26 protein-coding genes, 1 tRNA gene and 1 rRNA gene are annotated in these 24,892 nt (G+C 59.6%); 2 read left to right on the top strand and 26 right to left on the bottom strand.

The annotated features are described in order from the left end of the window. Positions 1-119: 119 nt before the first annotated feature. The 19 genes from der to trmJ all read right to left on the bottom strand — a co-directional run bounded on the left by der (position 120) and on the right by trmJ (position 16,909). Positions 120-1,589: a ribosome biogenesis GTPase Der gene (gene der / locus BLQ09_RS20040; protein ID WP_053135513.1), complete on the bottom strand. Its 1,470-nt coding sequence runs from the start codon at positions 1,587-1,589 to the stop codon at positions 120-122. 139 nt (positions 1,590-1,728) lie between these two features. Next, complete coding sequence (gene bamB / locus BLQ09_RS20035; protein WP_027605421.1) at positions 1,729-2,880, bottom strand: outer membrane protein assembly factor BamB; 1,152 nt, start codon at positions 2,878-2,880, stop codon at positions 1,729-1,731. Beyond that, positions 2,873-3,514, bottom strand: a complete 642-nt coding sequence (locus BLQ09_RS20030) for a YfgM family protein (protein WP_027605420.1) — start codon at positions 3,512-3,514, stop codon at positions 2,873-2,875. Before BLQ09_RS20030 ends, bamB begins: the two co-directional genes overlap by 8 nt. 41 nt (positions 3,515-3,555) lie before the next feature. Beyond that, positions 3,556-4,845, bottom strand: coding sequence for a histidine--tRNA ligase (gene hisS, locus BLQ09_RS20025; RefSeq protein ID WP_027605419.1), 1,290 nt, complete (start codon positions 4,843-4,845; stop codon positions 3,556-3,558). A gap of 23 nt (positions 4,846-4,868) precedes the next feature. Next, positions 4,869-5,978, bottom strand: a complete 1,110-nt coding sequence (gene ispG / locus BLQ09_RS20020) for a flavodoxin-dependent (E)-4-hydroxy-3-methylbut-2-enyl-diphosphate synthase (RefSeq protein WP_003175952.1) — start codon at positions 5,976-5,978, stop codon at positions 4,869-4,871. A 2-nt stretch (positions 5,979-5,980) separates the two neighbouring features. Next, a complete protein-coding gene (locus tag BLQ09_RS20015; RefSeq protein WP_027605418.1) occupies positions 5,981-6,982 on the bottom strand; it encodes a RodZ domain-containing protein in 1,002 nt (333 codons plus the stop codon). After that, positions 6,982-7,740 carry a type IV pilus biogenesis/stability protein PilW gene (gene pilW, locus BLQ09_RS20010; RefSeq protein WP_027605417.1) on the bottom strand — a complete coding sequence of 253 codons (759 nt, stop codon included), beginning with the start codon at positions 7,738-7,740 and terminating at the stop codon, positions 6,982-6,984. The genes BLQ09_RS20015 and pilW overlap by 1 nt, the downstream gene beginning before the upstream one ends. Positions 7,741-7,752: 12 nt before the next feature. Next, on the bottom strand, positions 7,753-8,901 hold the full coding sequence (rlmN, locus tag BLQ09_RS20005; RefSeq protein ID WP_027605416.1) for a dual-specificity RNA methyltransferase RlmN: 1,149 nt from the start codon (positions 8,899-8,901) through the stop codon (positions 7,753-7,755). A gap of 29 nt (positions 8,902-8,930) precedes the next feature. Beyond that, the gene (gene ndk / locus BLQ09_RS20000) at positions 8,931-9,356 is read right to left on the bottom strand and encodes a nucleoside-diphosphate kinase (RefSeq protein WP_017846179.1); all 426 of its coding nucleotides are present in this window, start codon (positions 9,354-9,356) and stop codon (positions 8,931-8,933) included. 91 nt (positions 9,357-9,447) lie between these two features. Then, positions 9,448-9,648: a Fe-S cluster assembly protein IscX gene (gene iscX / locus BLQ09_RS19995; protein WP_017846180.1), complete on the bottom strand. Its 201-nt coding sequence runs from the start codon at positions 9,646-9,648 to the stop codon at positions 9,448-9,450. A gap of 14 nt (positions 9,649-9,662) precedes the next feature. Continuing rightward, on the bottom strand, positions 9,663-10,004 hold the full coding sequence (gene fdx / locus BLQ09_RS19990; protein WP_027605415.1) for an ISC system 2Fe-2S type ferredoxin: 342 nt from the start codon (positions 10,002-10,004) through the stop codon (positions 9,663-9,665). Positions 10,005-10,007: 3 nt separating this feature from the next. Continuing rightward, positions 10,008-11,870, bottom strand: a complete 1,863-nt coding sequence (gene hscA, locus BLQ09_RS19985) for a Fe-S protein assembly chaperone HscA (RefSeq protein ID WP_092358318.1) — start codon at positions 11,868-11,870, stop codon at positions 10,008-10,010. Between the two features lie 53 nt (positions 11,871-11,923). Next, positions 11,924-12,445: a co-chaperone HscB gene (gene hscB, locus BLQ09_RS19980; protein ID WP_027605413.1), complete on the bottom strand. Its 522-nt coding sequence runs from the start codon at positions 12,443-12,445 to the stop codon at positions 11,924-11,926. Between the two features lie 8 nt (positions 12,446-12,453). Continuing rightward, a complete protein-coding gene (gene iscA, locus BLQ09_RS19975) occupies positions 12,454-12,777 on the bottom strand; it encodes an iron-sulfur cluster assembly protein IscA (RefSeq protein WP_024077295.1) in 324 nt (107 codons plus the stop codon). 28 nt (positions 12,778-12,805) lie between these two features. Further along, positions 12,806-13,192 carry a Fe-S cluster assembly scaffold IscU gene (iscU, locus tag BLQ09_RS19970; RefSeq protein ID WP_003175965.1) on the bottom strand — a complete coding sequence of 129 codons (387 nt, stop codon included), beginning with the start codon at positions 13,190-13,192 and terminating at the stop codon, positions 12,806-12,808. 99 nt (positions 13,193-13,291) lie between these two features. Beyond that, complete coding sequence (locus BLQ09_RS19965; protein ID WP_017530022.1) at positions 13,292-14,506, bottom strand: IscS subfamily cysteine desulfurase; 1,215 nt, start codon at positions 14,504-14,506, stop codon at positions 13,292-13,294. A gap of 50 nt (positions 14,507-14,556) precedes the next feature. Beyond that, positions 14,557-15,048 carry a Fe-S cluster assembly transcriptional regulator IscR gene (iscR, locus tag BLQ09_RS19960; protein WP_003194020.1) on the bottom strand — a complete coding sequence of 164 codons (492 nt, stop codon included), beginning with the start codon at positions 15,046-15,048 and terminating at the stop codon, positions 14,557-14,559. A gap of 305 nt (positions 15,049-15,353) precedes the next feature. Further along, the gene (cysE, locus tag BLQ09_RS19955; RefSeq protein ID WP_092358316.1) at positions 15,354-16,136 is read right to left on the bottom strand and encodes a serine O-acetyltransferase; all 783 of its coding nucleotides are present in this window, start codon (positions 16,134-16,136) and stop codon (positions 15,354-15,356) included. A 2-nt stretch (positions 16,137-16,138) separates the two neighbouring features. Further along, entirely contained in the window at positions 16,139-16,909 is a 771-nt protein-coding gene (gene trmJ / locus BLQ09_RS19950; protein ID WP_027605410.1) for a tRNA (cytosine(32)/uridine(32)-2'-O)-methyltransferase TrmJ, read from the bottom strand. Between the two features lie 145 nt (positions 16,910-17,054). Between trmJ and suhB the strand changes: the two genes are divergently transcribed. Then, complete coding sequence (gene suhB, locus BLQ09_RS19945; protein WP_003175971.1) at positions 17,055-17,870, top strand: type III secretion system regulator SuhB; 816 nt, start codon at positions 17,055-17,057, stop codon at positions 17,868-17,870. Positions 17,871-17,977: 107 nt separating this feature from the next. Here suhB and BLQ09_RS19940 read toward each other — a convergent pair whose 3' ends face one another. From BLQ09_RS19940 to queA, 6 genes are all read right to left on the bottom strand, one after another. Then, entirely contained in the window at positions 17,978-18,520 is a 543-nt protein-coding gene (locus BLQ09_RS19940; RefSeq protein ID WP_015885750.1) for a glycine zipper 2TM domain-containing protein, read from the bottom strand. A gap of 124 nt (positions 18,521-18,644) precedes the next feature. Next, positions 18,645-19,559 carry a protein translocase subunit SecF gene (gene secF / locus BLQ09_RS19935; RefSeq protein WP_027605409.1) on the bottom strand — a complete coding sequence of 305 codons (915 nt, stop codon included), beginning with the start codon at positions 19,557-19,559 and terminating at the stop codon, positions 18,645-18,647. Between the two features lie 9 nt (positions 19,560-19,568). Further along, positions 19,569-21,437: a protein translocase subunit SecD gene (gene secD / locus BLQ09_RS19930; RefSeq protein ID WP_027605408.1), complete on the bottom strand. Its 1,869-nt coding sequence runs from the start codon at positions 21,435-21,437 to the stop codon at positions 19,569-19,571. 62 nt (positions 21,438-21,499) lie between these two features. Next, entirely contained in the window at positions 21,500-21,838 is a 339-nt protein-coding gene (gene yajC / locus BLQ09_RS19925; protein ID WP_003175975.1) for a preprotein translocase subunit YajC, read from the bottom strand. Positions 21,839-21,881: 43 nt separating this feature from the next. Continuing rightward, complete coding sequence (tgt, locus tag BLQ09_RS19920) at positions 21,882-22,997, bottom strand: tRNA guanosine(34) transglycosylase Tgt (protein WP_003175976.1); 1,116 nt, start codon at positions 22,995-22,997, stop codon at positions 21,882-21,884. Positions 22,998-23,002: 5 nt separating this feature from the next. After that, on the bottom strand, positions 23,003-24,052 hold the full coding sequence (queA, locus tag BLQ09_RS19915; protein ID WP_065939254.1) for a tRNA preQ1(34) S-adenosylmethionine ribosyltransferase-isomerase QueA: 1,050 nt from the start codon (positions 24,050-24,052) through the stop codon (positions 23,003-23,005). Positions 24,053-24,160: 108 nt separating this feature from the next. Between queA and BLQ09_RS19910 the strand changes: the two genes are divergently transcribed. Next, positions 24,161-24,245, top strand: a tRNA-Leu gene (locus BLQ09_RS19910). Between the two features lie 338 nt (positions 24,246-24,583). Here BLQ09_RS19910 and rrf read toward each other — a convergent pair. Beyond that, positions 24,584-24,699: ribosomal RNA gene (gene rrf / locus BLQ09_RS19905) — 5S ribosomal RNA — on the bottom strand. Positions 24,700-24,892 lie beyond the last annotated feature (193 nt).

Here is a 24,892-nt window from a genome sequence, read left to right as displayed (position 1 = left end):
TGAGCTGCAAGTTTTAAGCTGCAAGCTGCAAGCAGGTCAAGCGACAAACCGCCAGGCACAAAAAAGGGCTCCAAAGGAGCCCTCTCTTGCAGCCTGTAACTTACAACGTGAAGCGGCTGCTATTTCTTGTCGCGACGCTTCTTGTCGGCCTTCTTGTGGTGAGTCATCAAACGACGCTTCTTGTTCACCTGACGGTCAGTCAATGTGTTCTTGTTGCCTTCGTATGGGTTCTCGCCCCCCTTGAACTCGATACGGATCGGCGTACCGACCAGTTTCAAGACGCGGCGGTAGGTGTTTTCCAGGTAACGCACGTAGGACTTGGGTACCTTCTCGATCTGGTTACCGTGGATCACGATAATCGGCGGGTTGGCACCACCCAAGTGGGCGTAACGCAGCTTGATCCGGCGGTTGTTGACCATCGGCGGCGCGTGCTCGCCAACGGCGTCTTCGAGGATCTGGGTCAGACGGTTGGTCGGCCAACGGGTAACGGCGGACTTGAACGAGTTCTGTACGGAAGCGTAGAGATTACCCACACCCGTGCCGTGCAGGGCCGAGATAAAGTGGATATCGGCGAACTCGACGAAGAACAGGCGGCGCTGCAGCTCGATCTTGACGAAATCGCGCTCGCTCGGCGTCATGCCGTCCCACTTGTTGATCGCAATAACCAGCGCCCGACCGGCTTCGAGGGCAAAGCCCAGCAGGTTGAGGTCGTGGTCCACCACGCCTTCGCGGGCGTCCATCACGAAGATCACCACGTTGGCGTCTTTGATCGCCTGCAGGGTTTTCACCACGGAGAACTTTTCAACTTCCTCGTGGATCTTGCCGCGCTTGCGCACACCGGCGGTGTCGATCAGCGTGTACTTCTCGTCGTTACGCTCGAACGGGATGTAGATGCTGTCGCGGGTGGTGCCGGGCTGGTCGTAGACGATTACCCGGTCTTCACCGAGCATACGGTTGACCAGGGTCGACTTGCCCACGTTCGGGCGGCCGATGATCGCGATCTTGATACCGTCTTTTTCGCTTGGACCCGGAATGCGCTTGGCTTCCTCGCCTTCGGCAACGATCTCTTCTTCGCCTTCTTCTTCCTCGGCGTCATCCTTGGGGAAGTCGCGCAGGGCGATTTCCAGCATCTGGGTGATGCCGCGACCGTGGGCACCGGCGACCGGGATCGCGTCGCCAAGACCCATCGGACTGAATTCGGCACGGGCCGCCTCAGGGTCGATGTTGTCGATCTTGTTGGCGACCAGATAGGAACGCTTGTTGCGCTTGCGCAGGTGCTCGCCAATCATCTGGTCGGCAGCGGTGTAGCCCGCGCGGGCGTCCACCAGGAACAACACGACATCGGCTTCTTCAATGGCCAGCAGGGACTGCTCGGCCATCTTTTCGTCCATGCCATGCTCATCACCGGAGATACCACCGGTGTCGACAATAATGTAGGAGCGCCCTTGCCACTTTGCCTCACCGTATTGGCGATCACGGGTCAGACCGGACAAGTCGCCGACGATGGCGTCACGAGTCCTGGTCAGGCGGTTGAACAAGGTGGACTTGCCGACGTTAGGTCGGCCCACCAGGGCGATTACGGGAACCATGCGGCTCTCCACTTCGTTATTTCAGAAAATACAAAAGCCGCTGCAAGGCAGCGGCTGGTGCTCGGGGCAGCATATTCAAATGCCGCATGCCCCGCCGAAGCGGGGCCGCCTGGGTTTTACCCCAAGCATAGTCAAACCTTTACTTGATGGTCAGGGCTTCCAGCTTGCCGCTGTTGCCGTAAACATAAAGCATGTTGCCCACCACCAGCGGACGGGCACGCAGACCGTCGCTGTCGATACGCTCACGACCTACAAAACGACCATCCACCTGGCTCAGCAGGTGCAGGTAGCCTTCGAAGTCGCCGACCGCTACATAGCTGGAGAACACTTCCGGAGCCGACAGTTGACGACGGGCCAGGGAGTCATTGCTCCACAGTGCAGTGGTGGAACGCTCGTCGACACTTTCAACGGTGCCGGACGCCAGGCTTACGTAGACGCTGCCAAACCCTTGGGCGACACCCGCATAACTGGAAGCATCACGCTGCCAGTTGACCCGGCCGCTCTGCAGGTCCAGCGCGGCAACGCGGCCCTGGTAAGTGGCGACGTAGAGGGTTTCGCCCGACAGCAGCAAGCCACCGTCGATGTCCACTACGCGATCCAGCTCGGAACGACCTTGGGGGATGGCCACACGGGTTTCCCAGGCCGGCACGCCGTTCCTGGTGTCCAGGGCAACTACTTTACCGGTCGACAGGCCTGCAACGGCCAGATTGTTGGTCACAACCGGACCACTGGTACCGCGCAAGGTCAGCACCGCCGGGGTGCTGTCGTACAACCAACGCTGTTCGCCGGTGCTGGCGTCCAGGCCGATCACACGGTCATCCTGGGTTTGCACCACGACGATATCGCCGTTGGTGGCAGGCGGTGCGAGGACTTCACTGGTCACGCGAGCGCGCCATTTCTCTTCACCGGTGCTGGAGTCCAGCGCCACGACTTCGCCCTTGAGCGTGCCGAGCATGACCATGCCGTAACCCACGCCTACGGCGCCGGATACAGGCAATTCGAGGTCTTTCTTCCACTTCACGTCGCCGTTCATGCGATCCATGGAGATCACCACGCCGGTTACGTCAGCGGCCACAATGTTGTCACCGTCGATTGCCGGCACCAGCATGTTGTAGGTCTCGCCCTGGCCATCACCGATGGAGCGGCTCCATTGCTTTTGCAGGACGACTTCTTCCTTGAAGCTGGTCAGCTCGGCCGGAGGCAGTTCTTTTTTACTGTTGCTGCTGCAACCCGCGGCCAGAACGGCCAGAGCCAGCAATGCTGCATGTTTCCAACGGATCACGTCATGCATCCCCTTTGGCCAAGTCGTCCAGCTTGATTTGTAAGCCACCGACCGCCGCTTCATCAGACAGCGCCGCCTTGGCTTTCTTGTACGCAGCATTGGCTTCGTCGGTACGACCCAATTGGACCAACAGGTCGCCCTTGAGCTCTTCGCGAGTGGCTACAAATGCCTTGTCCGCATCGCCGTCGAGCAGTTTGAGTGCTTCGTCAGCCTTGTTCTGTGCCGCCAATACCTGGGCCAGGCGCTGACGCGCGATTTCACCCAGGGTCGGGTTGGTCGGCTTGTCGGCGATGGCCTTGAGTTCTGCGGCGGCGTCATCCAGCTTGCCGGTATCGACCGCGACTTTCGCGACGAACAGGCTGCCGTATTGGGCGTAGGTGCTGCCGCCGAATTCGTTCTTCAGCTTGCCTGCCAGGTCTGCAACCTGCGCGGGGTCGGGCTTGCCGTCCGGCGTCAGGGTGGTTTCCAGCAATTGCTGATAAACGATCGAGGCGCCCTGGGACTGGTTGGCCTGATACTTTGTCCAGGCTTGCCAGCCGAACACCACCACTAAAGCCAGCAGACCGCCAGTAACCAAGGGCTTGCCGTTACGCTGCCACCAGTCCTTGAACTCGGCCAACTGCTCATCATCAGTACTCGACACCCCAATACTCCTTAATCGCTAAATTCGGCTGTTCGACAGCTTCAACCCTGCACGACGCAGGTGGCCAAGTGCGCAGCAAGCGCATCAAAGGCAATGTTCTGTTGCTCGCCCTGGCCACGCAGGGGTTTGAAACCTATCACTTGCTGGGCCAGCTCGTCATCGCCAAGGATCAGTGCGTACAGGGCACCGCTCTTGTCGGCCTTCTTGAACTGGCTCTTGAAACTGCCTGCGCCGGCATTGACCTGAAGGCGCAGGTTGGGCAACTGGTCACGTACTTTTTCGCTCAGGGCCAGGGCGGCCAGTTCGGCGGCCTCGCCAAAGGCGCACAGGTACACGTCCACCTGACGGGAGATTTCTTCCGGAACCTGCTCCAGGGTTTCCAGCAGCAGGATCAGCCGCTCGATCCCCATGGCGAAGCCCACGCCGGTGGTCGGCTTGCCGCCCATCTGCTCGACCAGGCCGTCGTAACGGCCGCCCGCACACACGGTGCCCTGGGCGCCGAGCTTGTCGGTGACCCACTCGAACACGGTCTTGCTGTAGTAATCGAGGCCACGCACCAGCTTGGTGTTGATCACGAACGGAATGCCGGCCGCGTCCAGACGAGCCTTGAGGCCTTCGAAGTGAATGCGGGATTCGTCGTCCAGGTAATCGGCCATTTTCGGCGCATTGACCAGCACGGCCTGGGTGTCGGCGTTCTTGGTATCGAGGACGCGCAACGGGTTGGTCTTCAGACGACGCTGGCTGTCTTCATCCAACTTGTCCAGATGGGCGGACAGGTACTCGACCAGGGCCACTTTATAGCGGCCGCGGGATTCACTGGTGCCCAGGCTGTTGAGCTCAAGCTTGACCGCGTCACGGATGCCCAGCAGGCCCCATAGGCGCCACGTCAGCACGATCAGCTCCGCGTCGATGTCCGGGCCGTCGATGTTGAACACTTCCAGGCCGATCTGATGAAACTGGCGATAACGGCCTTTCTGTGGACGTTCGTGACGGAACATCGGGCCGATGTACCACAGTTTCTGCGGCTGGCCAGCACCGGTGAGGCCATGCTCAAGCACGGCGCGCACGCACGCGGCGGTACCTTCCGGACGCAAGGTCAGGGAGTCGCCGTTACGGTCTTCAAAGGTGTACATCTCTTTTTCGACGATGTCGGTCACTTCACCGATGGAGCGCTTGAACAGCTCGGTGAACTCGACGATCGGCATGCGGATCTGCTTGTAACCGTAGTTATCCAGCAGGCGCGCGACAGTCCCCTCGAAGTAGCGCCACAGCGGCGTTTGCTCCGGCAGGATGTCGTTCATGCCACGAATGGCTTGCAGAGACTTGCTCACATCAAATCCTTAAATTCGTTCAATCAGCCGCGAGCGATCAGCGCTGCGTCAGCCGCGACCTTTTCGGCCGCTTTCTCGCGGATCAGCTTTTCCAGCTCATCCACCAGATTGTCATTCGTTAACTTCTGCGACGGCTTACCGTCGATGTAAATCAGGTTCGGTGTACCGCCGGTCAAGCCCACATGGGCTTCCTTGGCTTCACCCGGGCCGTTGACCACACAACCGATCACTGCAACATCCAACGGCACCAGCAGGTCTTCGAGGCGCAACTCCAGATCGTTCATGGTTTTTACCACGTCGAAGTTCTGCCGCGAGCAACTCGGGCAGGCAATGAAGTTGATACCGCGGGAACGCAAACGCAGGGATTTGAGAATGTCGTAGCCGACTTTCACTTCCTCTACCGGGTCTGCCGCCAACGAGATGCGGATAGTATCGCCAATCCCTTCGGCGAGCAGCATACCGAGACCCACCGCAGATTTCACTGTGCCTGAGCGCAAACCGCCGGCTTCGGTGATCCCCAGGTGCAGCGGCTGCACGATTTCCTTGGCCAGCAGGCGGTAGGCTTCCACCGCCATGAACACGTCGGAGGCCTTTACGCTGACCTTGAAGTCCTGGAAGTTCAGGCGTTCGAGGTGTTCAACATGACGCAGTGCAGACTCGACCAGCGCTGCCGGGGTCGGCTCGCCGTACTTCTTTTGCAGGTCTTTTTCCAGGGAACCGGCGTTGACGCCGATGCGGATCGGGATCCCGCGATCACGAGCAGCGTCCACCACAGCGCGCACACGGTCTTCACGACCGATGTTGCCCGGGTTGATGCGCAGGCAATCGACACCCAACTCGGCCACGCGCAGGGCGATCTTGTAGTCGAAGTGAATGTCGGCAACCAGCGGCACCTTGACCAGCTGCTTGATGCGACCGAAAGCCTCGGCAGCGTCCATGTCCGGGACGGATACCCGAACGATGTCTACCCCGGCCGCTTCCAGGCGATTGATCTGGGCAACGGTAGCGGCAACGTCATTGGTGTCGCTGTTGGTCATGCTCTGTACCGCGATGGGGGCGTCGCCACCCACCGGCACCGAGCCGACCCAGATCTTGCGCGATACGCGACGTTTGATTGGAGATTCGCCGTGCATGACTATTGTCCCAACTTCAGGCGAGCGGTCTCGCCAGTGGTGAACGGCGCTACGTCTACAGGCTGGCCGTTGTAGGCCACTTGCGCGCCACGGGCGAAGCCCAGACGCAGCGTCAAAGGAGGCTTGCCGCCCAGGTCGAGCGTATCGCCCTTACGCTTGAGACCACTGACCAGCACTTTGCCGTTGCCATCGGTGACTTGCGTCCAGCAGTCAGCGACGAAGGTAATTTGTACACGCCCGTCACCGGCGATCAACGCAGGGGTGGTGGGTGGTGAAATCGCAGGGGCTGCCGGAGCGGTTGGCGCCGTAGTCGCTGGCGCCGGGACCGGAGCAGCCGGTGTATGAGCCTGGGCAACCGGAGCCGCGGGCGTGTGAGTTGGCGCGGTCGGTGTCACTGGGGCCGGTACGGCGGCGGTCGGGGCACTTTCCGGCTCGGACGGTTCAGCGGCGGCCGGGGTTTCGGGGGCAGCCTGGCCTTGGGCTACGGCCTGGTCTTCCGGCTCATCCAGCGGATGAATCTGGGTGGTGCCGTCGGCGCTTTCGACTTCGACGTGCTCCATGGCGTTGCTGGTCAGGTCCTTACTGCGCTGGGACGTCTGGTCTTGCCACCAGACGAAACCGCCGCCGATCACGGCGATCAGCAACAACAGGCTGACAATACGCAGGATTGTGTGGGAAACCCGCACCGGTTCTTCGATGCGACCCAGGCCATGCACGTTGCTGCCCTGGGAGTCGGTGCCGGTGAACTGGTCGAACTCCTGGACCAACACGGCCTGGTCGATGCCCAGCAACTTGGCGTAGGCGCGGATATAGCCACGGGCGAAGGTATGCCCAGGCAGCTTGTCGAATGCGCCGGCCTCAAGGTTGCCCAGGGAGGTGGTGGTCAAATTGAGCTTGAGGGCCACTTCCGCCAGCGACCAACCATTGCTTTCGCGGGCCTGACGCAAGGTGTCGCCTGGGTTTACGCGATTAGCTGCTACAACTTCCGGGTGCGCCGCTTTCATCATTGCTCCGACAGGTATTGCTGATATTCCGGCGTACCGGGATAGAGTCGTTCGAGTTGCTGGCCAAAACGTGCGGCCGTGTCGTGTTCTTCATGAACCGTCGCCAGGCGCACGCCGAGCAATAGACTACGTGCATTTTGCCCGCTGAGCAGGCTAAAACGCTCGTAATAGTCACGTGCCGGCACATAATGCCTGTCTTCGTAGGACAACTCAGCCATTTCGAGCAACGCTCGTGGCTGATGGCCGTTCAAGTGCAGGGCTTTTTCCAGCTGCTGGCGTGCGCTGTCACGCTGGCCGAGGCGCATCGAGGTCACCCCAAGGTTCTCGAACACCCGCGCGCGCTCAGGATAGAGGGTATCGGTACTGGCTTGCTGGAAATAAAGGGCGGCCTGGTCAAAACGTTTTTGCTTGAACAGGAAACTGCCGTAATTGTTCAGCAATTTCGGATCGGCAGGCCGTGCGGCCAGGGCTTTGTTGAAATACCGGTCAGCCAGTTCAGGCTCGGCCTGGGCCTGGAACACCAGGGCCAGCGCAGCGTTGGCGTCGGCATCGTCGCTGTCCAGTTCAAGGGCTTTTTTCAACGGCACCTTGGCCTGCTCGCTCATGCCTTGGCGCAGGTAACCCAACCCCAGTTGCACATAGGCAACCCGCGCCTCGTCACGGCCCTTGCCGGTTTGCAAAGGGCTGTCATGGCCCGATGAAACACAACCGGCGGCGAGGCCGGTAACCAGCAAAAGCAGCGCAAGGCGCAAGGGCATAGAGATCCTCTCTCAGATTCGATTCACAGCAATTTGCGGCAGATCGTCGGCGGCGTTCAATTCACGCACGGCGATATAGCGCTCGCTGCGGCGGGTGCGGTCCATCACCTGCCCGACCAACTGACCACAGGCGGCGTCGATGTCTTCACCACGGGTGGTGCGCACGGTGACGTTGTAGCCGGCCTGGTGCAGTTGATCCTGGAAACGGCGAATGGCGTTGTTGCTTGGCCGCTCGTAACCAGAATGTGGGAACGGGTTAAACGGAATCAGGTTGATCTTGCACGGGGTGTTCTTGAGCAGTTCAATCATCTCGACCGCGTGTTCGACCTTGTCGTTAACATCCTTGAGCATGGTGTACTCAATGGTCAGCACACGTTTCTCGCCCAAGGTCGCCATATAACGCTGGCAGGATTCGAGCAGCATCTTAAGCGGATACTTCTTGTTGATCGGCACCAATTGGTTACGCAATGCGTCATTGGGTGCGTGCAGCGACAACGCCAGGGAGACGTCGATGTGCTTGGCCAGCTCATCGATCATCGGGACCACGCCGGAGGTCGACAGGGTCACACGGCGCTTGGAGATGCCGTAGCCCAGGTCGTCCATCATCAGGTGCATGGCTGCGATGACGTTGTCGAAGTTCAGCAGCGGCTCACCCATGCCCATCATCACCACGTTGGTGATGGCACGGTCGACGGTCGCCGGGACGCTGCCAAAGGATTTGTTGGCAATCCACACCTGGCCGATCACTTCGGCGGCGGTGAGGTTGCTATTGAAGCCTTGCTTGCCGGTGGAGCAGAAACTGCAGTCCAGGGCACAGCCTGCCTGGGACGAAACGCACAAGGTACCGCGCTTGCCCTGGGGAATGTACACGGTCTCGACGCAGCTGCCGGACGCTACGCGCACCACCCACTTACGGGTGCCGTCGCTGGAGATGTCCTCGCTGACCACTTCGGGGCCACGCACTTCAGCAATAGCCTTGAGCTTGTCGCGCAGGGCCTTGCTGACGTTCGTCATGGCGTCGAAATCGTCGACGCCAAAGTGGTGAATCCATTTCATTACCTGACCGGCACGGAAACGCTTCTCCCCGATTGAGTCGAAGAATTTTTCCATTTCCTGTTGAGTCAGACCCAGCAGGTTGGTTTTTACAGTCGATGTCGTCATGGATTCACCCTCACTCTTTAAGCCGATGCTTAGCGAGTGGTTACTTCGGTAGCTGCGAAGAAGTACGAGATTTCGCGAGCAGCAGCGGCTTCGGAGTCCGAACCGTGTACAGCGTTGGCGTCGATGGAGTCAGCGAAGTCAGCACGGATGGTGCCGGCAGCGGCTTCTTTAGGGTTGGTAGCGCCCATCAGCTCACGGTTCAGAGCGATGGCGTTTTCGCCTTCCAGAACCTGAACAACAACAGGACCGGAGATCATGAAGGCAACCAGGTCGCCGAAGAAGCCACGAGCGCTGTGCTCAGCGTAGAAGCCTTCAGCTTCAGCCTTGGACAGTTGCTTGAGTTTCGAAGCTACAACCTTCAGGCCGGCTTTTTCGAAACGAGTGGTGATCTCGCCGATGACGTTTTTTGCAACTGCGTCAGGCTTGATGATGGAGAAAGTACGTTGAACAGCCATGGTGTAACTCCAGAAACGGTAATTTACGAAAAATTAAACCCGCGAATTATACGCGGGTTCTTGGGTATTGCCTAACTGCGTAAGGGAGGCGTCAGTCCTGTTCTTCTTTCCAGGCAGTCTGGATAGCTTCCAGGACCTTTTCGCCACCGCGATCGCGCTCATCATCAAAGCCTGGCAAGGCCATGACCATGTCACGCAAAGCAACAAAATTCAGGGAATAGGGATCCATATCCGGGTTGCCGTCGGCCAACAGGATAGCGATCTCTTGCACATCAACCCATTTAAGACTCATGACACTTCCTTGAATCAGTGCGGCGCTTCGGCCGCATGGTTGAGCGAATATTTCGGAATTTCGACGGTAATGTCTTCAGTCCCGACCCTGGCCTGACAGCTTAGGCGAGAAGTGGCTTCCAGGCCCCAGGCGCGGTCAAGAAAATCTTCTTCCAACTCATCGGCCTCTTCCAGGCTATTGAAGCCTTCGCGAATGATGCAATGGCAAGTGGTGCAGGCACACACACCCCCACAGGCACTTTCGATCTCGATGTGGTTGTCATGGGCAACTTCGAGGATGGACTTGCCGGTCTCAGCCTCAACAACCATACCGTCCGGGCAATGCTCGGCGTGTGGCAGAAAAATGACCTGCGGCATTAATTATTCCTCGATTTCATTCAGGTTGCGCCCGGCCAGTGCGGCTTTTACCGTCTGATCCATGCGGCGGGCAGCAAAGGCGTCAGTGACCTGCGACAAGCGCTTGGTCTGTTGCTCGATGGCGTAACCATCGTTGCCTTTCATCAGTTCGGCCAGCTCCTGCATCTGCAGGTCGATGACCATGCGCTCTTCGGCATCCAGCAAACGCTCGCCGTCGGCATCCAGGGCGCCCTGCACCGCTTCAAGCAGGCGCTGGGCATCCACTTGTTGCTCGCGCAGTACGCGCGCGACCTTGTCGTCACCGGCGTATTGGAACGAATCCTTGAGCATCTTGGCGATTTCACCGTCAGTCAGGCCGTAGGACGGCTTGACCTGGATGCTGGCCTCCACGCCGGACGCCAGCTCGCGCGCGGCGACGCTGAGCAGGCCGTCGGCGTCGACCTGGAAGGTCACGCGAATCTTCGCCGCACCCGCGACCATGGCCGGGATGCCGCGCAATTCAAAGCGGGCCAGGGAGCGGCAGTCGCTGATCAGCTCGCGCTCACCTTGCAGCACATGAATCATCATGGCCGTCTGGCCATCTTTGTAGGTGGTGAAGTCCTGGGCGCGCGCGACGGGGATGGTGGTGTTGCGCGGAATCACCTTCTCCATCAGGCCACCCATGGTTTCCAGCCCCAGTGACAGCGGGATGACGTCGAGCAACAGCAATTCGCCGCCATCACGCTTGTTACCGGCCAGGGTATCGGCCTGGATGGCGGCGCCAATGGCGACCACCTGGTCCGGGTCGATTTCCGTCAGCGGCTGGCGACCAAAGGCTTCGGCAACGGCTTCGCGAACCCGCGGCACACGGGTTGAACCGCCGACCATGACCACGGCACCGACGTCTTCCAGCTCGATACCGGAGTCACGCACGGCTCGACGGCAGGCTTTCAGGCTACGGGCGATCATCGGTTCGATCAGCGAATCGAAGGCTTCGCGAGTCAGCTTGGCACACCAACTGCCGTAGGAAACGTCAACAGAAGCAGCGTCAGTCAGCGCCTCTTTAGCGGCACAGGCCGTTTGCAGCAGGTTACGCTGCTCGCCCGGATCCAGGTCAGCGGACAAGCCGGCGCTGCTGATGATCCAACCCGCGATGGCGTGGTCGAAGTCATCGCCACCCAGGGCTGTGTCGCCACCGGTAGCCAGTACTTCGAACACGCCGCCAGTCAGGCGCAGGATCGAAATATCAAAAGTGCCACCACCCAGGTCGTAAATAGCGACCAGGCCTTCGGCATGCTGGTCCAGGCCATAGGCCACGGCCGCAGCGGTAGGCTCGTTGAGCAGGCGCAACACGTTCAGGCCGGCGAGTTTCGCCGCATCCTTGGTGGCCTGGCGCTGGGCATCATCGAAATACGCCGGGACGGTGATCACCGCGCCGACCAGTTCGCCACCCAACGTGGTTTCCGCGCGCTGGCGCAGCACCTTGAGGATATCCGCCGACACTTCCACCGGGCTTTTCGGGCCCTGGACGGTGTCGATGAACGGCATATGGGATTCGCCACCGACAAAGCGGTACGGCAGCTGGTCGCCCAATTGCTTGACGTCGGACAGACCACGGCCCATCAAGCGCTTGACCGACAGCACGGTGTTCAAAGGATCGGTAGACGCCGCCAACCTGGCTGACTCACCGACTTCGGTGCGATCAGCGTGATAACGCACGGCGGACGGCAGGATCACCTGGCCATCGGCATCGGGCAGCGGCTCGGACAGGCCGCTGCGCAAGGCAGCAACCAGGGAATTGGTGGTGCCCAGGTCAATCCCCACCGCCAGGCGACGCTGGTGCGGTTGAGGGCTTTGGCCGGGTTCGGCGATTTGCAGTAGAGCCATGGTAATCAGGTCTTATCTGTCTATCAGGCGCGCATCACGGGCAGCACACTGGGTTAATCGTCGAGGCGCTCTTCCAGCTGGCGCACTTCGTAGGTGAGCTTGTCGAGGAACTGCATGCGCCGCATCAGGCGCTCGGCCTGTTCACGTTGCGCTGCATCATCCCAACAGGCTGCGAAGCTTTCGTTGAGTTCATCCTGGGCAACTTTCAGACGACGCTTGAAGACCGCGACACCCGCCACATCGGCTTCGTCCTGCAGGTCTTCGAGTTCTTCACGCCATTGCATCTGCTGCATCAGGAAGTCCGGGTCGTGCACGGTCACTTCCAGCGGCAACTCGCCACCGTTCATCGCGAGCAGGTAACGCGCGCGTTTAGGAGGGCTCTTGAGCGTCTGATAGGCTTCGTTGAGGCTGGCCGATTGCTCCAGCGCCAGGCGCTGCTCACGCTCGGAAGCGTCAGCGAAGCGGTCCGGATGCACCCCACGCGCCAATTCTCGGTAGCGCGTGGCAAGCTGCTCGAGGTCCAGCCGAAAACTCGGCTGCAGCTCGAATAAAGCGAAATGACAAGGAGTACCCACGAATAGCCTCAGATGTTGAAGCTTTCGCCGCAGCCACATTCACCGCGCACGTTGGGGTTGTTGAACTTGAAGCCTTCGTTCAACCCTTCCTTGACGAAATCGAGTTCGGTGCCGTCCAGGTAGGTCAGGCTTTTAGGGTCGATGATCACTTTCTCGCCGTGACTTTCGAACACCTGGTCCTCATCGACCACCTCGTCGACGAACTCCAGCACATAGGCAAGGCCGGAGCAGCCCGTGGTGCGAACACCCAGACGAATCCCCTCACCTTTACCGCGCCCATCCAGGGAGCGTCGCACGTGCCGCGCAGCCGCTTCTGTCATGCTGATAGCCATCGTTGACTCCTTACTCGTCGCCAAATGCTTAGATCAAGCCTTTCTTCTGCTTGTAGTCGCGAACGGCCGCCTTGATGGCGTCTTCAGCGAGCACGGAGCAGTGGATTTTCACTGGCGGCAGGGCCAGTTCTTCGGCCAGCTGGGTGTTGCTGATAGTCACAGCCTCATCCAGGGTCTTGCCTTTCATCCATTCGGTCGCCAGGGAGCTGGAGGCGATCGCCGAACCGCAACCGTAAGTCTTGAACTTGGCGTCTTCGATAACGCCAGCGTCGTTGACCTTGATCTGCAGGCGCATCACATCGCCGCACGCCGGAGCGCCGACCATGCCGGTGCCGACATCAGGATCTTCCGCGTTCATCTTGCCGACGTTGCGCGGGTTTTCGTAGTGGTCGATGACCTTTTCGCTGTAAGCCATGGTACTGAATCCTCACTCATCAGGGCCGCTCTGGAACCCTGTAGAAACGCCTGCGTTTTCCGCCACGTTCCTACAGAGCTTGGGTGGCGGCTTCTATAGTTAGTGTGCCGCCCACTCGATCTTGGAAATATCGACACCGTCTTTGTACATGTCCCACAGCGGCGACAGGACGCGCAGCTTGTTGACGGCTTCGCAGACCTTCTGCGCGGCGTAGTCGACTTGCTCTTCGGTGGTGAAGCGGCCGAACGTAAAGCGGATCGAGCTGTGTGCCAGTTCGTCGTTGCGGCCCAGGGCGCGCAATACGTACGAAGGCTCAAGCGAAGCCGAGGTGCAGGCCGAACCGGATGAAACCGCCAGGTCCTTGAGCGCCATGATCAGCGACTCGCCTTCGACATAGTTGAAGCTCAAATTCAGGTTGTGCGGTACACGGGCAGTCATGCTGCCGTTGATGTACAGCTCTTCAAGGTTCTCGACCTGCTTGTAGAAGCGATCGCTCAGGGCCTTGATACGTACGTTTTCGGCAGCCATGTCTTCCTTGGCTACGCGGAAGGCTTCGCCCATGCCGACGATCTGGTGGGTCGCCAGGGTGCCCGAACGCATGCCGCGCTCGTGACCGCCGCCGTGCATGGTGGCTTCGATGCGCACGCGTGGCTTGCGGCTCACGTACAGGGCGCCGATGCCTTTGGGGCCATAGGTCTTGTGGGCCGAGAACGACATCAGGTCGACTTTCAGCTTGGACAGGTCGATGTCGACCTTGCCGGTGGACTGGGCAGCGTCGACGTGCAACAGGATGCCCTTGGAGCGAGTCAGCTCGCCGATGGCCGCGATGTCGTTGATGGTACCGATTTCGTTATTCACGTGGATCACGGAAACCAGGATGGTGTCTTCACGCAGCGCGGCTTCGATCATGGCCGGGGTGACGATACCGTCGGTGGTTGGCTCGAGGTAAGTAACCTCGAAACCTTCACGCTCCAGTTGGCGCATGGTGTCGAGGACAGCCTTGTGCTCAATCTTGGTGGTGATCAGGTGCTTGCCTTTGGTCGCGTAGAAATGCGCCGCGCCCTTGATAGCCAGGTTGTCGGACTCGGTGGCACCGGAGGTCCAGACGATTTCACGCGGGTCTGCGCCAACCAGGTCAGCAACCTGGCGACGAGCGTTCTCGACCGCTTCCTCGGCTTTCCAGCCGAAAACGTGGGAACGGGAGGCCGGGTTGCCGAAGTTTCCGTCGACCAGCAGGCATTCGCTCATCTTTTGCGCGACACGCGGATCAACCGGGGTGGTCGCTGAATAATCAAGGTAAATCGGCAATTTCATGGACTTTCTCCTAAATCAGGCTGGCTGGCGTGCCGTTAGCTCTTCGGCTGTCACTCGACGGCGGACGCTTCGATCTTGTCCAGACGCGGCGCCTTGGTGTTGCAACGGCGCTGGTCCTGACGCTGGGCTACTTCTTGCACCTCACGGCGAGTCACAAGATCAGCCAAGCTGATACCACTCAAAAACTCATGGATCTGCAGGCTCAAGTCACACCACAAGTGGTGCGTCAGGCAGGTGTCGCCGGCGTGGCAGTCACCCAGGCCCTGGCACTTGGTCGCGTCGACGGACTCGTTGACCGCGTCGATCACCTGGGCCACCTGGATGCCCTGCATGTCGCGGGACAGCTGATAGCCGCCGCCCGGCCCACGCACACTGGAGACCAGATTGCTGCGGCGCAGCTTGGCGAACAGCTGCTCAAGGTAGGACAGGGAAATGCCTTGGCGCTCGGAGATATCGGCCAGGGACACCGGCCCAGTTTGCGCGTGCAAGGCCAAGTCAAGCATGGCGGTCACCGCGTATCGGCCTTTTGTAGTCAGTCTCATGGACAAGTACCAAGGTGTTTCAGAATGGGAGCAAGTATGCGATTCCCGAGTATTTAAGTCAACTATAAGACCTAGTACTTTAGTCAGGATTACCCGTAAAAAGGGCGCGCGAATCATAGCAGGATGGGGCAGGGACGAACAGCGGCAGCGGGGCGATGGTTCGATATCGAGACGAATGGAGATCAAATGTGGGAGGGGGCTTGCCCACGATAGCGGTGGATCAGTCAATATATTGGGGTGACTGACAGATGGCCATCGGGGCAAGCCCCCCCCCCCCACACGGGCCTAGCAGCAAATGTGAAATCTCAGCCAGCCTTGGTGGCGGGTTCACTCTTGATCTCGGCGAAGTCCTCTTCGCGCAGCTCAGGCAGGTCTTTCGCACAGTAGCTGCTGCCCAACTCCTTCAGCGCGCCGCACATACCGTCCAGCTTGCCGTCCACCGCTTGCAGGTGGTCAAGCAACTGGCCGATGGCGCGCGCCACCGGGTCGGGCATGTCTTCGCTGACACCGTAGGCATCGAAACCGATTTTCTCGGCCATGGCCTTGCGCTTGGCTTCCTGCTCATCGCCCACGTCCGGCTTGACGATGATCCGCCCCGGAATCCCCACTACAGTGGCGCCGGCCGGCACGGCCTTGGTCACCACGGCGTTGGAGCCGACCTTGGCGCCAGCGCCTACGGTGAACGGACCAAGCACCTTGGCGCCCGCACCCACCACCACACCATCCTCCAGCGTCGGGTGGCGCTTACCCTTGTTCCAACTGGTGCCGCCCAATGTCACGCCCTGGTAGAGGGTCACGTCATCACCGATCTCGGCCGTCTCACCAATGACGATGCCCATACCGTGATCGATAAAGAAGCGACGCCCCACCTTGGCACCCGGATGAATCTCGATCCCGGTCAACCAGCGGCCGAAGTTCGACACCAGCCGCGCCAGCCATTTCCAGCCCATATTCCACAAAGCGCCGGACAGGCGATGGATCCAGATCGCGTGCATGCCCGGGTAGCAGGTCAGCACTTCAAAGGCGTTGCGCGCCGCCGGATCACGATGGAAAACACTCTGGATATCTTCTCGCAAACGCTCGAACATTTTTAATCCTTCCGCTTAAGAAGCTCGCCACGGGCCGCTTTCTGGGTTTCCGTGAGAATGCCACGCAATATATTCATTTCCGCCCGGCTGACCGAGCTGCGCCCGTACAGGCGGCGCAGGCGCGCCATCAAGTGCCGAGGCTTTTCCGGATCGAGAAATTCGATGGCCACCAGGGTTTGCTCCAGGTGCTCATAGAACCGCTCCAGCTCGTCCATGGTGGCCAGCTCGCCACTCTTGGTCGACGCCACTTCATCCTTCTCTACCTTGCTCGGCTGGCCTTCAGCGGCCAGCCAGGCCATGCGCACTTCGTAACTCAACACCTGCACCGCTGCCCCGAGGTTCAGCGAACTGAACCCAGGGTCTGATGGAATGTGCACGTGATAATGACATCGTTGCAGCTCTTCATTGGTGAGGCCGGAGTCTTCACGGCCGAATACCAGGGCGATTTCAGCACCGCCGGCCGCCTCTTCCACCACCTTGGTACCGCACTCACGCGGATCCAGCAGCGGCCAGGGGATGCGCCGGTCACGGGCACTGGTGCCAAGCACCAGGTTGCAGCCGACCAAGGCGTCTTCCAGAGTGGCGACCACCTGGGCTTTTTCCAGGATGTCATTGGCGCCGGATGCGCGGGCATCGGCCTCGTGGTGCGGGAACACGCGCGGCTCGACCAGCACCAGGCGCGTCAGCCCCATGTTTTTCATGGCTCGCGCCACCCCGCCGATATTGCCGGGATGACTGGTATTGACCAAGACGACACGAATGTTTTGCAGCAAGGTAGGCGCTCTCGGACACGGGAAAGGGGAGCAAATCTTACAGAACAGCCTAAGGTTATGCCATGAAAGCTAACGTCGTCCTTCACCTGAAGAAAGTTTCTGCTAGAATGCTCGGCTTTCTTTAACAACCTTAGGTGACACATCCATGCAGCCCATGCTGAATATCGCGCTGCGCGCCGCCCGCAGCGCCAGTGAATTGATCTTCCGCTCCATCGAGCGCCTGGATACCATCAAGGTCGACGAAAAAGACGCCAAGGATTATGTGTCCGAGGTGGATCGCGCCGCCGAACAGAAGATCATCGACGCGCTGCGCAAGGCCTACCCTACCCACGGCATCCTCGGCGAGGAAACCGGCCTGCACAAAGGCAGCGGCGAAGGCGAAGACTACCTGTGGATCATCGACCCACTGGATGGCACCACCAACTTCCTGCGCGGCATCCCGCACTTTGCCGTCAGCATTGCCTGCAAATACCGTGGCCGCCTGGAACACGCTGTAGTACTCGATCCTGTTCGCCAGGAAGAATTCACCGCCAGCCGTGGCCGTGGCGCCCAACTGAACGGTCGTCGCCTGCGCGTCAGCGGTCGCACCAGCCTGGACGGCGCCCTGCTGGGTACCGGCTTCCCGTTCCGTGACGACCAGATGGACAACCTGGAAAACTACCTGGGCATGTTCCGCGCCCTGGTTGGCCAGACTGCCGGCATCCGTCGCGCTGGCGCGGCCAGCCTGGACCTGGCCTATGTGGCTGCCGGTCGTTTTGATGCGTTCTGGGAGTCGGGCCTGTCCGAGTGGGACATGGCTGCAGGCGCCCTGCTGATCCAAGAGGCCGGCGGCCTGGTGAGCGACTTCACTGGCGGCCATGACTTCCTGGAAAAAGGCCACGTCGTTGCCGGCAACACCAAATGCTTCAAGGCCGTACTGACGGCGATCCAGCCGCACCTGCCGGCTTCGCTGAAGCGCTAAGCGAGCGAGCAAAAAAAAGCACCCTGCGGGGTGCTTTTTTATGCCAGGGATTTGCTTGATGTGAGCTTAAATACCAACAACACCACAAATCAAATACAAGAGAAGACTTACTGCTGGTTCTGGCCCAGGACGAGACGCCCTTCCTTGTCGACTGGAATCTGGCCGCCCGGATCACGATCCATGCGCACCGAACCTTCCTTGCCATCCAAGGTGTAACGCACGTCATAGCCGACGACCTTGTCACTGATGTCGTTGACGGTGTTACAGCGAGTCTGGGTGGTGGTATAGGTATCGCGGTTCTGCATGCCTTCCTGAACCTTGTTACCGGCGTAACCACCACCGACCGCACCGGCCACAGTGGCCAGCTTTTTGCCGTTACCGCCACCGACCTGGTTACCCAACAGGCCACCGGCCAGTGCACCTACCACGGTACCGACGATCTGATGTTGATCCTGCACCGGCTTCTGCCGGGTCACTGCGACGTCCTTGCAGACTTCACGAGGTGTTTTAATCTGGGTTTTCACCGGCTGCACCGCCAGCACTTGCGCATACTCAGGGCCGCTTTTTACCAGGCTGTAGGTGGCAACAGCACCCCCGGCAGTTACACCGACAGCACCCAATACCGCACCAACCAGTAACGACTTGTTCACGTTGAACCTCCTGACCATCACAAACGGACCGAAAGATCCGCGCTATACCCAGCCTTGGAGCAAAAAAAAAGGCACGAGTTCAATACTCGTGCCCTTTTTGTAACAGCAGATCAACAAGCGCCCATCAAGGACGATCGTCGACCTCTTTGCCAGTGGCGGCAGGAGGGATCAGGTCTTCGCTGTTGAGGTTCAGCCAGATCAGCACCACGTTGGCGATGTAGATCGACGAGTAGGTGCCCGCCAGGACGCCGATGAACAGAGCCAGGGAGAAGCCCCACAGGTTGTCGCCGCCGAAGATCATCAGTGCCGCGATCGCCAGCAAGGTGGAGATCGACGTCGCCATGGTCCGCAGCAGGGTCTGGGTGGTGGAGATGTTGATGTTCTCGATCAGCGATGCCTTGCGCAGTACGCGGAAGTTCTCACGAACCCGGTCGAATACCACAATGGTGTCATTGAGGGAGTAACCAATGATCGCCAGTACGGCCGCCAGCACGGTCAGGTCGAAGGTGATCTGGAAGTACGCCAGGATACCCACGGTCACGATCACGTCGTGGATCAGCGACACAATGGCGCCGACACCGAACTTCCACTGAAAGCGGAAAGCCAGGTAGATCATGATGCCGACCAGCGCCATCAGCATGCCGAGGCCGCCCTGGTCGCGCAGTTCTTCACCCACTTGCGGGCCCACGAACTCGACGCGCTTGACCGACGCCGGGTTGTCGCCCCCCACCTTCTGCAAGGCCTCGGCTACCTGGTGACCCAGTTGCGGGTCTTCGCCAGGCATGCGCACCAGCAGGTCGGTGGTCGCACCGAAGCTCTGCACGATGGCTTCGTGATAGCCGGCCTTGACCAGCTCACTGCGCACCAGGGTGACGTCGGCAGGCTTCTCGTAGGTCAGCTCGATGAGCGTACCGCCGGTGAAGTCCAGACCGTAGTTCAGGCCCTTATGGAACCAGCTGAACAACGCCAGAACGGTAAGGAGCACGGTGACGCCGAACGCAATGTTGCGAACGCCCATGAAGTTGATTGTACGTAACATGGCAGCCCCTTAAATCCACAACTTCTTGAAGTCACGCCCGCCAAAGATCAGGTTGACCATTGCGCGGGTCACCATGATGGCCGTGAACATCGAGGTAAAGATACCGAGGGACATGGTTACCGCAAAACCCTTGACCGGGCCGGTGCCCATGGCAAAGAGGATCCCGCCGACCAGCAATGTGGTCAGGTTGGAGTCGAGAATCGCGGTAAATGCCCGGCCGAAGCCTTCGTTGATTGCACGCTGTACGGTCATGCCGGCGGCGATCTCTTCACGAATCCGCGAGAAGATCAGCACGTTGGCGTCTACCGCCATACCCATGGTGAGTACGATACCGGCGATACCTGGCAGGGTCAGCGTGGCGCCCAGCAGCGACATCAGGGCCAGCAGCATCACCATGTTGCCCGCCAGGGCCACGGTGGCAATGATGCCGAAGAAGCGGTAGATGGCGATGATGAACAGCGACACGAACAACATGCCCCACAAGGCCGCGTCGATACCCTTGGTGATGTTGTCGGCACCCAGGCTCGGGCCAATGGTACGTTCTTCAGCGAAATACATCGGCGCAGCCAGGCCGCCGGCACGCAGCAACAGGGCCAGCTCCGAGGATTCGCCCTGGCCGTTCAGGCCGGTGATGCGGAATTGAGCACCCAGCGGCGACTGGATGGTCGCCAGGCTGATGATCTTCTTCTCTTCCTTGAAGGTCTGCACCGGTACGTCTTTCTCGACGCCGTTGACCATTTGCTTGGTGTAGGTGGTCACCGGGCGCTGCTCGATGAAGATCACCGCCATGCTGCGACCCACGTTGCTGCGCGTGGCGCGGCTCATCAGTTCGCCGCCGTGGCCATCCAGGCGGATGTTCACTTCAGGGGTACCGTGCTCGCCGAAACCGGCCTTGGCGTCGGTCACCTGGTCACCGGTGATGATCAAGCCACGCTCGATCAGCGCCGGAGGACGATTGCCTTCACGGAACTCGAACTCTTCGGAAGTTGCGCGGGAAGCACCCGGCTCAGCCGCAAGACGGAACTCCAGGTTGGCGGTTTTACCCAGGATACGCTTGGCTTCAGCGGTGTCCTGCACGCCCGGCAGCTCAACCACGATGCGGTTGGCGCCCTGACGCTGAACAATCGGCTCGGCCACGCCCAGCTCGTTGACGCGGTTACGTACCGTGGTCAAGTTCTGCTTGATGGAGTATTCGCGGATTTCCGCGATCTTGGCCGGGCTCATCGCCAGACGCAGCACCGCCTGACCATTCAGGTCGGCCGGTACGATGTCGAAATCGTTGAAGTTCTTGCGGATCAGCGCACGGGCCTGTTCACGGGAAGCTTCGTCAGAGAAGCCCAGCTGGATGGCACCGTTGAGCTGCGGCAGGCTGCGATAACGCAGCTTCTCTTTGCGCAGCAGGCTCTTCACGTCGCCTTCATAGACCTTCAGGCGTGCGTCGAGGGCTTTGTCCATGTCGACTTCCAGCAGGAAGTGCACACCACCGGACAAGTCCAGACCCAGCTTCATCGGGTGCGCGCCAATGCTGCGCAACCACTGCGGGGTGGTCTGTGCCAGGTTCAGCGCAACGACGTAGTCGTCACCCATGGCCTTGCGTACGACATCTTTTGCCGGCAATTGGTCTTCTTGCTTGGTCAGGCGCAACAACCCGCCCTTCGCACCAGCTGCCAATGTTGCCGCTTTAACCTGGATACCCGCGTCGGCCAGTGCCTTGCTCGCGCGTTCCAGGTCAGCCTGGTTGACCTGCAGCGAAGTGCTGGCGCCAGTGATCTGGATCGCCGGGTCATCAGGGTAAAGATTGGGAGCGGAATAAATAAAACCGATCGCCAGCACCGCCAGGATCAGTACGTATTTCCACAGAGGGTATTTGTTCAGCATCACGCCGCCCGCTTATAACGCGGGGCGCCTTGCGCGCCCCGTCGATTGGTAAAGGTTGGAACTTAGATCGCTTTGAGCGTGCCTTTTGGCAGCGTGGCGGCGATGGCGCCCTTCTGGAACTTCATTTCCACGGTGTCGGAGACTTCCAGAACCACGAAAGCATCGGAAACCTTGGTGATCTTGCCCGCGATACCGCCGGTGGTCACGACTTCGTCGCCTTTCTGCAGGCTGCCCAGCAGGTTCTTCTGCTCTTTGGCACGCTTGGCCTGTGGACGCCAGATCATCAGGTAGAAGATGACCAGGAAGCCGACCAGGAAAATCCACTCGAAACCACCGCCCATAGGGCCGGCAGCAGCAGGCGCAGCGGCGTCAGCCATGGCGTTAGAGATAAAAAAGCTCATTTAGCACTCCAGTTGCAAATAGTGAATCTTAGGGTCGGAAAACTCAGTCCAAGGGCGGCACAGGGAGCCCGCGCTTGGCATAGAAGGCATCGACGAAGGCGGCCAATGTACCCTGTTGAATAGCCTCGCGCAAACCAGCCATCAGGACTTGGTAGTGACGCAAATTGTGGATGGTATTCAACATGCTACCCAGCATTTCCCCGCATTTGTCCAGATGGTGCAGATAAGCACGGGAGAAGTTCTGGCAGGTGTAGCAATCACAGGTGGGATCCAGCGGCGAATCATCATGGCGATGGAACGCGTTACGGATCTTGAGCACGCCTGTATCGATGAACAGATGCCCATTGCGGGCATTACGGGTTGGCATCACGCAATCGAACATGTCCACACCGCGGCGCACACCCTCTACGAGATCTTCGGGTTTGCCAACGCCCATAAGGTAACGAGGTTTGTCAGCGGGCATCAGGCCTGGCAGGTAGTCCAGTACCTTGATCATCTCGTGCTTGGGTTCGCCCACCGACAGACCGCCGATGGCCAGGCCGTCAAAACCGATCTTGTCGAGGCCTTCCAGCGAGCGCTTGCGCAAGCTTTCATGCATGCCGCCCTGGACGATACCGAACAGCGCCGCGGTGTTGTCGCCATGGGCATTCTTCGAACGCTGGGCCCAACGCAGGGACAGCTCCATGGAAATCCGCGCGACGTCTTCATCGGCCGGGTACGGCGTGCACTCGTCGAAAATCATCACGATGTCCGAGCCCAGGTCGCGTTGCACCTGCATGGACTCTTCCGGCCCCATGAATACCTTAGAACCGTCCACCGGAGAGGCGAAGGTCACGCCCTCCTCCTTGATCTTGCGCATGGCACCCAGGCTGAACACCTGGAAGCCACCCGAGTCCGTGAGGATCGGGCCCTGCCACTTCATGAAGTCATGCAGGTCGCCATGCTTCTTGATCACTTCAGTGCCTGGACGCAGCCACAGGTGGAAGGTGTTGCCGAGGATGATCTCGGCGCCGGTGGCGACGATGTCACGCGGCAGCATGCCTTTGACGGTGCCGTAGGTGCCCACGGGCATGAATGCCGGGGTCTCTACCGTACCGCGCGGAAACGTCAGACGGCCGCGACGGGCCTTGCCGTCGGTGGCGAGCAATTCAAACGACATACGACTCATAGTTGTTCCTCTGGGCCGCGCGGCGCCGGATTACGGGTGATAAACATCGCATCACCGTAGCTGAAAAAACGGTATCCATTGTCGATGGCTGCTTTATACGCCGCCATCGTTTCGGGATAACCCGCGAAGGCCGACACCAGCATCAACAGCGTGGATTCCGGCAAATGGAAGTTGGTCACCAGGCAGTCGACCACATGGAACGGCCGGCCTGGGTAAATAAAGATATCGGTGTCGCCACTGAACGGTTTGAGCACGCCATCACGCGCCGCGCTCTCAAGGGAGCGCACGCTGGTGGTGCCCACCGCAACCACCCGCCCGCCGCGCGCCTTGCAGGCGCTAACCGCGTCCACGACGTCCTGGCTGACTTCCAGCCATTCGCTGTGCATATGGTGGTCTTCGATGTTATCCACACGCACCGGCTGAAACGTGCCGGCCCCCACGTGCAGGGTCACATAGGCTGTCTCGACGCCCTTGGCGGCTATCGCATCCAGCAGCAACTGGTCAAAATGCAGCCCGGCAGTCGGCGCGGCAACCGCACCGAGGCGCTGGGAATAGACCGTTTGATAGCGCTCACGGTCCGAGTCTTCGTCCGGGCGGTCGATATAAGGAGGCAACGGCATATGGCCGACACGTTCCAGCAACGGCAAAACCTCTTCTGCGAACCGGAGTTCGAACAGCGCATCATGACGCGCCACCATCTCGGCTTCACCGCCACCCTCGATGAGGATGCTCGAACCCGGTTTCGGCGACTTGCTGGAGCGTACATGGGCCAGCACACGATGGCTGTCCAACACCCGTTCCACCAGAATTTCCAGCTTGCCGCCGGATGCTTTCTGGCCAAACAGCCGTGCCGGGATGACCCGGGTATTGTTGAACACCATCAGATCGCCCGGACGCAAATGCTCAAGCAAATCAGTGAATTGACGGTGTGCGAGGGTGCCGCTGGCCCCGTCCAGGGTCAGCAGTCGACTGGCGCGACGCTCGGCCAAAGGGTGGCGAGCAATCAGCGAATCAGGGAGTTCAAAAGTAAAGTCAGCAACGCGCATGATGGGGTTCGTCTAGCAGGGCCGGGAAGTCTAGCGGAAATAGTGAAAATAGACCATGAAACGTGATTGACCAACGGTAATCTCATCTCTATACTTCGCCGCCATTGAGCCCTGATGGCGGAATTGGTAGACGCGGCGGATTCAAAATCCGTTTTCGAAAGGAGTGGGAGTTCGAGTCTCCCTCGGGGCACCATCTTAAAGAAAGACCTTGAATTTCAAGGTCTTTTTTTTCGTCTGCAGAAAAGCGCCCTGAGGCCGCGACAGCCCCAGAGAGCGAGATAGTGCGACTCCCCCTCAACCCCCATCATAAAGTCCAGCAGGCCCACTCACAGGCCTTGCGAGGACACTAAAGCGACCGTTGGTTACCCCTGGACCTACCCAAAGTACTGCTAGCACTTCGAGCGGAGATCCTGTTTCCTTTAATGGGCATGAACTCTAGTGCTGAAGGCCCTCCCGAGGCGCCTCTTCGCACTTTCCGAGCGCCCAAAACAAAACCCCATCTGCTCTCGCAAATGGGGTTTCGGAATTTAATCTTGACGATGACCTACTCTCACATGGGGAAACCCCACACTACCATCGGCGATGCATCGTTTCACTGCTGAGTTCGGGATGGGATCAGGTGGTTCCAATGCTCTATGGTCGTCAAGAAATTCGGGTACTGAGTCGTGGCCAGCGGGCCTCGCTTCAGCAAATTGGGTATGTGACAGCTGTCGGTGCTTTGTGAAATCTCGAACTTTCGGTTCATTGCGTCTTCACACACCGCAATCTGATGCTCTTTCGAGTAGTCAAATTGCTTGGGTGTTATATGGTCAAGCCTCACGGGCAATTAGTATTGGTTAG

Source organism: Pseudomonas sp. NFACC25 (genome assembly GCF_900100935.1).
In the GTDB taxonomy this organism is placed as follows: domain Bacteria; phylum Pseudomonadota; class Gammaproteobacteria; order Pseudomonadales; family Pseudomonadaceae; genus Aquipseudomonas; species Aquipseudomonas marginalis.
The sequence above is the reverse complement of the archived record's forward strand: the minus strand, read 5'-3'. Positions and strand labels throughout refer to the sequence as shown.

What these genes read in the sequence shown, in the direction of transcription:
- tgt (WP_003175976.1), bottom strand. Translation starts at nt 22,997, where the DNA reads ATGTCGTTTGAATTGCTCGCCACCGACGGCAAGGCCCGTCGCGGCCGT.
- iscR (WP_003194020.1), bottom strand. Translation starts at nt 15,048, where the DNA reads ATGAGACTGACTACAAAAGGCCGATACGCGGTGACCGCCATGCTTGAC.
- iscX (WP_017846180.1), bottom strand. Translation starts at nt 9,648, where the DNA reads ATGAGTCTTAAATGGGTTGATGTGCAAGAGATCGCTATCCTGTTGGCC.
- BLQ09_RS19965 (WP_017530022.1), bottom strand. Translation starts at nt 14,506, where the DNA reads ATGAAATTGCCGATTTACCTTGATTATTCAGCGACCACCCCGGTTGAT.
- der (WP_053135513.1), bottom strand. Translation starts at nt 1,589, where the DNA reads ATGGTTCCCGTAATCGCCCTGGTGGGCCGACCTAACGTCGGCAAGTCC.
- ispG (WP_003175952.1), bottom strand. Translation starts at nt 5,978, where the DNA reads ATGCACGGCGAATCTCCAATCAAACGTCGCGTATCGCGCAAGATCTGG.
- secF (WP_027605409.1), bottom strand. Translation starts at nt 19,559, where the DNA reads ATGTTACGTACAATCAACTTCATGGGCGTTCGCAACATTGCGTTCGGC.
- queA (WP_065939254.1), bottom strand. Translation starts at nt 24,052, where the DNA reads ATGCGCGTTGCTGACTTTACTTTTGAACTCCCTGATTCGCTGATTGCT.
- iscU (WP_003175965.1), bottom strand. Translation starts at nt 13,192, where the DNA reads ATGGCTTACAGCGAAAAGGTCATCGACCACTACGAAAACCCGCGCAAC.
- rlmN (WP_027605416.1), bottom strand. Translation starts at nt 8,901, where the DNA reads ATGACGACATCGACTGTAAAAACCAACCTGCTGGGTCTGACTCAACAG.
- suhB (WP_003175971.1), top strand. Translation starts at nt 17,055, where the DNA reads ATGCAGCCCATGCTGAATATCGCGCTGCGCGCCGCCCGCAGCGCCAGT.
- yajC (WP_003175975.1), bottom strand. Translation starts at nt 21,838, where the DNA reads ATGAGCTTTTTTATCTCTAACGCCATGGCTGACGCCGCTGCGCCTGCT.
- iscA (WP_024077295.1), bottom strand. Translation starts at nt 12,777, where the DNA reads ATGGCTATCAGCATGACAGAAGCGGCTGCGCGGCACGTGCGACGCTCC.
- pilW (WP_027605417.1), bottom strand. Translation starts at nt 7,740, where the DNA reads ATGCCCTTGCGCCTTGCGCTGCTTTTGCTGGTTACCGGCCTCGCCGCC.
- fdx (WP_027605415.1), bottom strand. Translation starts at nt 10,004, where the DNA reads ATGCCGCAGGTCATTTTTCTGCCACACGCCGAGCATTGCCCGGACGGT.
- secD (WP_027605408.1), bottom strand. Translation starts at nt 21,437, where the DNA reads ATGCTGAACAAATACCCTCTGTGGAAATACGTACTGATCCTGGCGGTG.
- ndk (WP_017846179.1), bottom strand. Translation starts at nt 9,356, where the DNA reads ATGGCTGTTCAACGTACTTTCTCCATCATCAAGCCTGACGCAGTTGCA.
- hscA (WP_092358318.1), bottom strand. Translation starts at nt 11,870, where the DNA reads ATGGCTCTACTGCAAATCGCCGAACCCGGCCAAAGCCCTCAACCGCAC.
- cysE (WP_092358316.1), bottom strand. Translation starts at nt 16,136, where the DNA reads ATGTTCGAGCGTTTGCGAGAAGATATCCAGAGTGTTTTCCATCGTGAT.
- BLQ09_RS20015 (WP_027605418.1), bottom strand. Translation starts at nt 6,982, where the DNA reads ATGAAAGCGGCGCACCCGGAAGTTGTAGCAGCTAATCGCGTAAACCCA.
- bamB (WP_027605421.1), bottom strand. Translation starts at nt 2,880, where the DNA reads ATGCATGACGTGATCCGTTGGAAACATGCAGCATTGCTGGCTCTGGCC.